This window comes from Deltaproteobacteria bacterium (assembly GCA_016223005.1).
In the GTDB taxonomy this organism is placed as follows: domain Bacteria; phylum Desulfobacterota; class GWC2-55-46; order UBA9637; family GWC2-42-11; genus JACRPW01.
Genome location: JACRPW010000079.1, coordinates 1 through 9,989, shown reverse-complemented (window position 1 = coordinate 9,989; position 9,989 = coordinate 1). Strand labels below are relative to the sequence as shown.

The 9,989-nt window shown below is 40.6% G+C and carries 11 protein-coding genes; 9 read left to right on the top strand and 2 right to left on the bottom strand.

Going from position 1 to position 9,989, the window contains the following annotated elements; all coding sequences use genetic code 11:
• The 4 genes from HZC45_08385 to HZC45_08370 form a co-directional block, all read left to right on the top strand.
• A partial coding sequence (locus HZC45_08385; GenBank protein ID MBI5683160.1) for a bifunctional [glutamate--ammonia ligase]-adenylyl-L-tyrosine phosphorylase/[glutamate--ammonia-ligase] adenylyltransferase occupies positions 1-739 on the top strand: 739 nt, incomplete at its 5' end.
• A gap of 21 nt (positions 740-760) precedes the next feature.
• Positions 761-1,678 carry a branched-chain amino acid transaminase gene (locus HZC45_08380; protein MBI5683159.1) on the top strand — a complete coding sequence of 306 codons (918 nt, stop codon included), beginning with the start codon at positions 761-763 and terminating at the stop codon, positions 1,676-1,678.
• Positions 1,679-1,741: 63 nt separating this feature from the next.
• On the top strand, positions 1,742-3,757 hold the full coding sequence (locus tag HZC45_08375; protein ID MBI5683158.1) for a hypothetical protein: 2,016 nt from the start codon (positions 1,742-1,744) through the stop codon (positions 3,755-3,757).
• Positions 3,750-4,787 carry a cobalt-precorrin 5A hydrolase gene (locus HZC45_08370; protein MBI5683157.1) on the top strand — a complete coding sequence of 346 codons (1,038 nt, stop codon included), beginning with the start codon at positions 3,750-3,752 and terminating at the stop codon, positions 4,785-4,787. Before HZC45_08375 ends, HZC45_08370 begins: the two co-directional genes overlap by 8 nt.
• Before the next feature lie 5 nt (positions 4,788-4,792).
• Here HZC45_08370 and efp read toward each other — a convergent pair whose 3' ends face one another.
• Together efp and HZC45_08360 are read right to left on the bottom strand one after the other, a co-directional pair.
• Positions 4,793-5,353 carry an elongation factor P gene (gene efp, locus HZC45_08365; protein ID MBI5683156.1) on the bottom strand — a complete coding sequence of 187 codons (561 nt, stop codon included), beginning with the start codon at positions 5,351-5,353 and terminating at the stop codon, positions 4,793-4,795.
• 26 nt (positions 5,354-5,379) lie between these two features.
• Entirely contained in the window at positions 5,380-5,832 is a 453-nt protein-coding gene (locus HZC45_08360; protein MBI5683155.1) for an RrF2 family transcriptional regulator, read from the bottom strand.
• 137 nt (positions 5,833-5,969) lie between these two features.
• Here HZC45_08360 and HZC45_08355 point away from each other — a divergent pair, with 137 nt between their 5' ends.
• From HZC45_08355 to argB, 5 genes are all read left to right on the top strand, one after another.
• On the top strand, positions 5,970-6,398 hold the full coding sequence (locus HZC45_08355; GenBank protein ID MBI5683154.1) for a site-specific integrase: 429 nt from the start codon (positions 5,970-5,972) through the stop codon (positions 6,396-6,398).
• A complete protein-coding gene (locus HZC45_08350) occupies positions 6,371-6,682 on the top strand; it encodes a tyrosine-type recombinase/integrase (protein MBI5683153.1) in 312 nt (103 codons plus the stop codon). The genes HZC45_08355 and HZC45_08350 overlap by 28 nt, the downstream gene beginning before the upstream one ends.
• 49 nt (positions 6,683-6,731) lie before the next feature.
• Positions 6,732-7,259, top strand: a complete 528-nt coding sequence (gene hslV, locus HZC45_08345; protein ID MBI5683152.1) for an ATP-dependent protease subunit HslV — start codon at positions 6,732-6,734, stop codon at positions 7,257-7,259.
• A gap of 80 nt (positions 7,260-7,339) precedes the next feature.
• Complete coding sequence (gene hslU, locus HZC45_08340; protein MBI5683151.1) at positions 7,340-8,698, top strand: ATP-dependent protease ATPase subunit HslU; 1,359 nt, start codon at positions 7,340-7,342, stop codon at positions 8,696-8,698.
• A 73-nt stretch (positions 8,699-8,771) separates the two neighbouring features.
• A complete protein-coding gene (gene argB / locus HZC45_08335) occupies positions 8,772-9,632 on the top strand; it encodes an acetylglutamate kinase (GenBank protein MBI5683150.1) in 861 nt (286 codons plus the stop codon).
• Positions 9,633-9,989: the final 357 nt, after the last annotated feature.

Here is a 9,989-nt window from a genome sequence, read left to right as displayed (position 1 = left end):
TACAAGAGAGGGATTTGTATTCAAGGTTGACGCAAGGCTTAGACCATCAGGAAGTTCAGGTCCCATTGTGATAACACAGGAGGCATTCTTAAAATACCATGAATCAAAGCCTGTCCCTGCAAGCCTGCCCTCGAATGTCTCTATCGGGGGTTTTAAGCAGGGAGCGGAAATCTGGGAAAGGCAGGCGATGCTCAAGGCAAGGTTTGCTGCTGGGGATATGGGATTTGGCGGTGAAACTATCTCAAAACTGCACAATATCATATACGCAGGAAAACCGGATGACAAGGATATAAATGAACTCTTAAGAATCAGAAAAAGGATGGAATTAGAGATTGCCAAAGAAACTTCAGATAGATATAATATCAAAACCGGCAAGGGCGGGCTAGTTGATATAGAATTTGCAGTGCAAGTCCTCCAGTTAAAATATGGCGGGGATATTGAGGGCATAAGGTCTGCGAACACACTGCTGGCAATGGACAGACTTTTAACGGAAGGCATTATAAACAGCAATGACTGTGATACATTGAAAGATGCTTACAATTTTTACCGTTTAATGGAAAATAGAATCAGGATTGTCCATGACAGGGCAGATGATGTGATTGTCCGGGGTTCTGATGATGTCTTAAAACTGGCAAAGAGACTTGGTTTTGAGGGGGATGATGCAGGGGATAGATTGATGGAGTGCTACCTAAACCATTCATGGACGGTAAGGGAGATATATACAAAGGTGATGCAATAATTTCTTTTAAAGGAGACCAACATGGTTGAAAAGGCTAAAAAAATCTGGATGGATGGGAAACTTGTAAATTGGGATGATGCAAATGTGCATATACTTACACACAGTTTGCACTACGGCATGGCGGTATTTGAAGGCATAAGATGCTATAAGTGCGATGACGGCAGGAGCGCAATATTTAGATTAAAAGAACATACAAACAGGCTCTTTGATTCAGCACACATTGCACAGATGGAGATGCCATTTTCCAGAGATGACATAAATAACGCAACTATAGAACTTTTGAAGGCAAACGATTTAAAGGAATGCTACATAAGACCGATTGCGTATTTGAGTTACGGCAGCATGGGCATTTTTCCAAAGGAAAATCCTGTAAAGGTCTCAATCGCCGCATGGCATTGGGGCGCATATCTTGGAGATGACGGCATTAAAAAAGGCATCAGGGTAAAGGTGTCCTCTTTTATAAGATTCCATGTGAACAACATGATGACAAAGGCAAAAATCACAGGAAACTATGTAAATTCCATTATGGCAAAGAGAGAGGTTGTTGCAATGGGCTATGACGAGGCGCTGCTTCTTGACACAGACGGATATGTTTCAGAAGGCAGCGGCGAGAATATCTTCATAGTAAAGAACGGTATCTTAAAGACAACGTCCCTTACATCTGTATTAAACGGCATTACAAGAAACTCTGTTATGCAGATTGCAAGGGATAACGGAATTACTGTTGTTGAGGGCAGGTTTACAAGGGATGAACTATATACAGCAGACGAGGCATTCTTCACAGGCACAGCAGCAGAAATCACACCGATAAGAGAGGTTGATAACAGGCAGATTGGAGAAGGAAAACCCGGACAAATCACAAAGACCATCCACAAGATATTCTTTGACGCAGTAAAGGGAAGGGATAAAAAATATCAAGGGTGGCTGACATATCTATAATATTAAATCTATTGCGGTTCAGGGCTTACCCTGCATCACGGAACCCCTGACACATGGTTTATAATGACACCATTTCCTGAAATAACGGATTTAAAAATCTGGGATTTGACTCTGCTCAAGAGATACAAACCTGTTTTCAAAAAACCTATAAAAAATTGCTCTCTTTGCGGTCTCGGGCCGTGTAAACCATCAGAAAAAAATGTCGGAATATGCGGCATCACAGAAGATGGCTTCAGGGCAAGGTATGCTTTGCTAGACTGTATTATAGGGGCATCAGGACATACATCTAATGCAAGGAGGCTCTTAAATGACCTTATAGAAAGGCTTGGCAGAGATACAAAGATTGATATAGGTAAAGAAGTAATAATAAAGATGCCGATAACAACTTTGATTACCGGAAACGTGCCTGATACCTTTGCTGATATGGATTGTATTATCACTTATATTGAAAGACAACTGGTGCATCTTCTCTCTAGTGTGAGTTTTGGTTCAGAATCAGATGAAACTGATTTTGCAAGCAAGACCATGCATGCAGGCATGCTTGACAACATTGCAATGGAAGTAGCAGATATTGTCCAGATAAGCGCATTTAATATGCCTAAAGGCAGGTCAACAGGACTAATAAATTTTGGCATGGAGACTATAGATATAAATAAGTTTGTGGTTCTGATTATAGGGCATAATTCAGTTATAAGTCATGACATAGCGCATCTTTTAAAGGATAAACGCATGGAAGACAGGTTTGAAATATGCGGTCTGTGCTGCAGTGCAATAGATAGTTCCCGACATGGACACAGCCATGATTTTAAGATTATAGGCAACCAGTCAATGCAAGCAGAGGTTGTAAGGACAGGGATTGCGGATGTGGTTATCCTTGATACCCAGTGCATAAAGGCTGACATTGTTAATGAGGCATTAAGTGCCGGGAGTGTTGTCATAACGACTGCTGATGAAACTGTTATGGGTACCCCTAATATTTCAAGTCTTGATATTGATGGCATGGTAAATATCCTGCTCAAAGACCGCTGCGGGTTTATAAGGGACAAAAAGAGGGCAGCAGAGACGACGTTAGGTTTAGGAGTCAGGAGTCAGGAGTCAGGAGTCAGAAAAAAGACTACTTACTATTTTACAGTCCCCACCCACGGTCTTTTAAGAATCGGTAGGGGTCCTGTTAGGGACAGTGAAATCCGCACCATTGCACCATCTATTATAATGGGTGAGATACCAGGTATTATCGGGATATTCGGTTGTCCGGAGGAAGAAACAAAGGGTCAGGGGGCAAAAAGCATGCTTTTTGCGGTCAAGGGTCAAGAAATGAATATGCTTCACAGTATGGCAGAGGAATTTCTTAAAAGAGGCTACATTGTTTCAACAGGGGGATGCTCCTCAATTGATATAGCAAAGGGTGATACATTTAAAGAAACATCCGATGTATTTGACAGTGGAAATATTATAAATCTTGGTTCATGCGTTTCTGCATCTCATCTCATCGGTGCATGTATAAAGATTGCAAGTATAATGTCCCACAGGGGTATAAGCGGAAACTATGAGGAGATTGCAGATTACATAATAAACAGGGTGGGTGCTGTTATTATCCTCTGGGGTGCATTTACACAAAAGGCATTTGCAACAGCAGTTGGTGCTGCAAGGCTCGGCATACCTGTCATATTCGGATATTCAGGGAATAAATACGGGCTTCACCTGTTATGTAATGGTAATCTGCAGGTTGTAATGGATGCACGGGTTGGTGATGAGGTGAACGTATCGCCATCTCCAGAACATCTTTTGTGTGCAGTAAAAACCTTTGAAGAGGCAATGTATACAGCAGCAAAATTTACAATAAGGGCAAATGATACAGCAGCAGGGAGGAGGATAAAACTTAAAAACTATATAGAATTCTATAAAAAAACAAAAGGTTCTTTGCCTTCAGATGTCTATCTGTATATAAGGACTTCTTACGATATACCCCATGAATTTAAACAGGAGATAGATGTATATCTGGAACAAACAAACTGGAAGAAGTCCTGCATACCTGACCCGACACTTTTAAAAAGGATGGTAAGAGGTGGTAATGTTTAATAATCTGGCAATATTTGCACTTACGAAAAATAGCATAAAACTCGGTAAAAGTCTTTCACAAGAGGCTAATAACATCTTCCTTTTTGCCAATCCAATGGATTTCAAGGTATCTGTAAGAAAGGCATTTAAAAAGTTTGATGGACTAATCTTTATAATGGCGGCAGGGATTGTTGTCCGCACCATAGCACCGCTTTTAAAGGGCAAAGAAAAAGACCCTGCTGTGGTTGTTATGGATGAGAAGGGCAGATATGTTATAAGTTTATTGTCAGGACATCTTGGCAGGGCGAATGCCCTTGCAAAAATGATTGCAAAGATAATAAGTGCAGAGCCCGTTATCACAACTGCAACAGATGTAAATAACCTGCCGTGCATAGAGGATATTGCAGAAAGGTTTAATCTGGTGATTGAGGATGTAAAAAAGATAAAGGTCATAAATTCCGCAATTGTAAACGGTAGAAAGACTGCCTTTGTTGACAATAATGCAAAAAGGCTTAAAACAATTAAAAGGTTCGTGGGTTCAAGAGTTCAAAGGTTTAAGTTTTGCAAATCTGTTGCTCAAGCACAAAAATTTAAAGCAGATGGAAATATTATTATCACTCATCACTCATCACCCATCACTCAGAACTGCTTTCTGTTATGTCCTAAAGACCTCGTGGTCGGAATCGGCTGCGACAGGGGTGTTAAAATGAAAGAAGTGGAGAGGGCATATTTTTCAGTATTAAAAAAATGGGATATGTCCCCATTATCAGTAAGAAACCTTACATCTATTGATGTAAAACAAAATGAGAAAGGGCTCCTCCAATTTGCAAAAAAATACAATCTTAATATAGAGTTTTATTCAAAGACGGAGCTTGCAAAAATGTCTTTGCCATCAGGGTTTTCAAGGTTTGTTATGAGCAAGGTCGGTGTTGGCGGCGTGTGCGAACCGGCAGCACTTAAGTCAGCAGGTGTAAAAAAACTTTTGGTAAAAAAGCAGAAAATAGGCAGGGTAACTATAGCGGTGGCAGAAGCACCGTTTAAATCTCATTAACCAAATTACCTTGCCCTTTCCAGATATTTGCCTAGAGATGTATCCACTCTAATCTTTTCACCAATTTCAATAAATGCAGGGACATTCACTGTAATCCCTGTTTCAAGTTTTGCAGGTTTAAGGGAATTTGTGGCTGTAGCGCCCTTTAAATTTGGCGCTGTCTCAACAACTGTAAGTTCAACAGTCTGCGGCGGCTCTATACCGACAGGTCTTCCCTCATAGAAATCAACCATAAACCTTATATTCGGTGTAAGGTAATAGACATTGTCTCCAAGTTCTTCTGCCCCAAGGGATAACTGTTCATAGGTTTCTGTATTCATAAAGTAATAATCTGTTTCGTTTGAATATAGATACTCCATCTCGTGCTGTTCCATACGTGCCTTCTCAACCTTATCTTCAGACCTGAACCTATATTCAACATTCGTTCCTGTCTTGAGGTTTTTGAGTTTTGTCTGAACCATACCTCGCCAGTTACCGGGGGTTATATGCTGAACACTTACAACCCTGTGCGGCTCATTATTATATAAAATAGCCATACCTACCCTTAATTGTGTTGCTGCAATCATCTTTTCTCCCCCTGAAATATTAGGATTTAGGTTGTTTTATTTATTTGTTCTCTTCCAATGCCAAGAGACATGCCTTTTTCACAAAGGTTTTGTATTGTAACAGAATCAAGAAACTTTGTAATCCTATGTCCTGTTTCTTCCCATATTGACCTTGTAACACACTTTTCTAACAGATCGCATTTCTTAATCCGTTTTACAGTGGTGCAGAATACCAATTGCAGAGGCCCTTCTGTTGCCCGTAAAATATCTCCGACTGTAATCTCATCAGGCTTTTTTGCAAGATAATACCCGCCATGCGGTCCCCGTTTGCTGTTCAGTATACCTGTTTTTTTAAGCCTTTGAAATATCTGTTCAAGATACCTTGGTGAAATCTTCTGTCTCTTGGAGATATCCTTTACCTGCACAGGTTCACCACCATAATTATATGCAATGTCAAATATAGCCCTAACACCATAAAGGCTTCTTGTAGATAGCCTCATAAAACTACTCCAAAAATGTGCATATTTATTCTAAGTTTATTATATTGTTTTTTATTCTGTCAAGGGTTTTATGTTTCTGGAGTTTTTATATTGAAGATTTTGGTTTTTATGTGTTATAAAAACAAAACCAATTTATTATGGCCCGGATTAAGGATTATCTGAACGATTTTACGCGGTATCTATCCATTGAAAAGAATGCATCAATCCGCACTAAGGATAGTTATCTTATTGATATAAACCAACTGGGGGCATTTTTAAAAAAGCAGCAGTTGTGCATATCTGATGATGAAGTTAATGTAAAACTTATAGATGAATATGTTTTAAGAGGTTTCATAAGCAGTCTTTATAAAAAAATTAAAAAGATATCTATTGCAAGAAAAATTTCCTCATTAAAGGTGTTTTTTAATTTTCTTGTAAAACGAGGTGTTTTGGCTGAAAATCCTGCACTTTTGATTTCATTGCCAAAGACAGAAAAGTTCCTGCCGACAGTCTTGTCAAGAGAAGAGGCGGGAGAATTGGTGGCAGTGCCATTTAATGCATGGATAAACATGGGGCTTTATTTCTGAATGAAAGGGGTGGAAGGCTCACAACAAGGACTGTACAGAGGATATTGAAGGATTGTGTGAAAAGAACAGGTATTATAAAACCTGCAACTCCGCATTCACTGAGGCACACATTTGCAACGCACATGATGGAGGCAGGGGCTGATCTAAGGTCAATTCAGGAGATGCTTGGTCATGCAAGCCTTTCCACAACACAGAGATATACAAAGGTTAATATGGAAAGGCTGATGGAGGTGTATGATAAAGCACATCCAAAGGCAAAAAAGAAAGCAGGCAATAGGCGATAGGCTATGGGCTATGGGCAAAACCTATCGCCTATAGCCTCAAGAGGTATTTATGTTTCATGGAACTACAATATTGGCAGTGAGAAAAGACGGGAAAGTCGCTGTTGCAGGCGATGGACAGGTGACACTTGGCAGCACTGTTATGAAAAAGGGTGCGGTCAAGATAAGAAGGATGGCTGACAACACAGTTCTTGCAGGTTTTGCAGGCTCAACTGCTGATGCATTTACACTCTTTGAAAAGTTTGAGTCTAAACTGGAAAAATACAGAGGGAATTTATCAAGGGCTGCCGTTGAACTTGCAAAGGACTGGAGAACAGACAAAATTTTAAGAAGGCTTGAGGCACTTCTGCTGGTGGTTGATAAAGAACATTCATTCATAATATCAGGGAGCGGTGATGTGATAGAGCCTGAAGGCGGAGGCGCAGCAATAGGTTCTGGCGGACCATTTGCCATTTCTGCTGCAAGGGCGCTGCTTACACATTCAAGCCTTGATGCAAAGGCAATTGCAATTGAGTCAATGAAAATCGCAGCAGAGATTTGCATATACACGAATGAAAATATAACAGTGGAGGAGTTGTAAAGAGGCAGGCAATAGGTGATAGGCTATGGGCAATAGGAAAAAACTTAAAACCCATAACCTATAGCCCATAGCCTGTATTTATTATGAAGACCTTTACCCCAAAAGAAATAGTATCAGAACTAGATAAATATATTATCGGTCAGAAAGAGGCAAAGCGTGCGGTTGCAATTGCACTCCGAAACCGCTGGAGACGGCAGCAGGTTGCCCCTGAACTTCGGGACGAAATTGCACCAAAGAACATAATAATGATAGGCCCTACTGGTGTAGGCAAGACCGAAATATCAAGGCGGCTTGCAAAACTTTCACAGGCGCCTTTTATTAAAGTTGAGGCAAGCAAATTCACAGAGGTCGGTTATGTGGGCAGGGATGTGGAAAGTATAATAAGGGATTTGACAGATTTATCTGTAAAGATGATGAAGGATGAGGAAAGGGAAAGGGTTCAGGAAAAGGCAAAGGAATCTGCAGAAGAAAAACTGCTTGATTTACTCCTGCCGCCTGTAACATCTATAGGCAAGCCGCAGGATGCTGAAAGGGTTATGCAGGAAAGGGAACTTCAGAAGACTACAAGGGGAAAACTCCGGATACTTTTAAGAGAAGGCAAACTTGATGACAGGTTTGTAGAGGTTGAAGTAACCGAACAGAAGATGCCTGTTATTGAGGTATTTTCACCAATGGGCGGCATGGAGGAGATGGATGTAAATATAAAGGAGATGATAGGAAATATATTCCCAAAGAAGATAAAACAAAGGAATATGAAGGTGCCTGATGCAATGAAATTTCTTGTGCAGGAAGAAACACAGAGGCTGGTTGACATGGAAAAGGTTGTAAAACAGGCAATTGAGAAGGTTGAACAGTCAGGCATTGTATTTATAGATGAAATAGACAAGATTGCAGGCAGAGAGTCAGTCCACGGTCCTGATGTATCAAGAGATGGTGTTCAGAGGGATTTGCTCCCGATTGTGGAAGGCTCAACAGTTAATACAAAATACGGCATGGTCAAGACAGACCATATACTTTTTATTGCATCAGGTGCATTTCATGTGGCAAAGCCGTCTGATTTGATACCTGAATTTCAGGGAAGGTTTCCTATAAGGGTTGAACTAAAGCCTCTTGGCAAAGAAGACTTTATAAAGATTCTTACAGAGCCTGAAAATGCCCTTACAAAACAGTATGTGGCACTTATGGAAACAGAGGGTATAAATATCAGGTTTACAGATGAGGGGATTGCGGAATTCTCTGAGATAGCAACCATTGTAAACGACAGGATGGAGAACATAGGCGCAAGAAGGCTTCATACTATTATGGAAAGGGTTCTGGATGAAATCTCATTTGATGCCCCTGATACAAAGACAAAGGAGATTATAATAGATGCAAAATATGTTAACGACAGGCTCAAGGACATTATAAAGGATGAGGATTTGAGCAGGTATATACTGTAAACAGGCAATAGGCGCGAGGCAATGGGTAAGAAACCTATAGCCTATGGCCTCTTGCCCATAGCCTGTATTTATTATGCAAAAATACATTGAAAAAATAAAAACACTTCTGGACTCCCTGCCGTATATCAGGCAGTTCTATGACAAGACTATTGTCATAAAATACGGCGGCAGCGCAATGGTTGCAGAGAACTTAAAGCAGAGTTTTGCCCGGGATATAATACTTATGAAGTATGTGGGTTTAAACCCTGTTATTGTCCACGGCGGCGGACCACAGATTGGCGAACTCTTAAAAAAACTAGGCAAGGAATCTAAGTTTGTAAATGGCATACGCGTTACAGATAAAGAGACAATGGATGTTGTTGAGATGGTGCTGGTCGGAAAGGTGAATAAGGAGATTGTCGGCATGCTCAATCATTTTGGGGGAAAGGCGGTCGGATTAAGCGGCAAGGACGGGAAACTCATATTAGCAAAGAAATTCAAGACAAAGGGGCAGGATATGGGGATGGTGGGCGAGGTTAAATCTATAAATCCAAATGTCATAGAGACGCTGGATAAAAACAAGTTTATACCGGTTATTGCGCCTGTCGGTGTTGGCGAGGACGGCGAAACATATAATATAAACGCAGACATAGTTGCGGGTAAAATCGCCGGCGCCTTAAAAGCGGAAAAACTTATTTTGCTGACAGATGTGGAAGGCGTGCTTGATAAAAATAAAAAACTCATATCAACCTTGAGCATAAAACAGGCAAAGGCGCTTATAAAAAAAGGCATTGCATCAGGAGGCATGATACCAAAATTAGAATGCTGCTTTGGTGCACTTAATGAAGGTGTATCAAAGGCGCATATAATTGACGGCAGGGTTGAGCATGCAGTCCTCCTGGAGATATTTACCACAGCAGGGATAGGGACAGAGATATATAGAGGCAGGGGTTAGGGGCTGGGGATTAAATATTTGAAATTCCTAAATCCTAATGTCTAATTTCTAATAAAATATCCAATGACTAAATTTCCAATGCCTTTATTTTTGACATTTGACATTTTATTAGGAATTAGGATTTAGAAATTAGGAATTTCCATTGTCCCTAGCCTCCAGCCTCACGGTATATACCTTGCTCAAAAACCGAATCCGCAAAATTGAAAGACGCCTCTCCGAACTCAATAAAGAAAAGAGCGCCCTGCAAAACGAACTTTCCGAACTCCATGCCGCTGTTCTAAAACAAGAAATTGCTCCCCGACCCCTTGGTTCTTCCGAATTACAGTCTGCTCCCGCTACAACATCCGAGAAGATAGA

Excerpts from the sequence above, each read along its gene's own strand:
- HZC45_08355 (MBI5683154.1), top strand. The coding sequence starts at position 5,970 with ATGGCCCGGATTAAGGATTATCTGAACGATTTTACGCGGTATCTATCC.
- HZC45_08360 (MBI5683155.1), bottom strand. The coding sequence starts at position 5,832 with ATGAGGCTATCTACAAGAAGCCTTTATGGTGTTAGGGCTATATTTGAC.
- HZC45_08380 (MBI5683159.1), top strand. The coding sequence starts at position 761 with ATGGTTGAAAAGGCTAAAAAAATCTGGATGGATGGGAAACTTGTAAAT.
- HZC45_08370 (MBI5683157.1), top strand. The coding sequence starts at position 3,750 with ATGTTTAATAATCTGGCAATATTTGCACTTACGAAAAATAGCATAAAA.
- efp (MBI5683156.1), bottom strand. The coding sequence starts at position 5,353 with ATGATTGCAGCAACACAATTAAGGGTAGGTATGGCTATTTTATATAAT.
- HZC45_08375 (MBI5683158.1), top strand. The coding sequence starts at position 1,742 with ATGACACCATTTCCTGAAATAACGGATTTAAAAATCTGGGATTTGACT.
- HZC45_08350 (MBI5683153.1), top strand. The coding sequence starts at position 6,371 with ATGGATAAACATGGGGCTTTATTTCTGAATGAAAGGGGTGGAAGGCTC.
- hslV (MBI5683152.1), top strand. The coding sequence starts at position 6,732 with ATGTTTCATGGAACTACAATATTGGCAGTGAGAAAAGACGGGAAAGTC.
- argB (MBI5683150.1), top strand. The coding sequence starts at position 8,772 with ATGCAAAAATACATTGAAAAAATAAAAACACTTCTGGACTCCCTGCCG.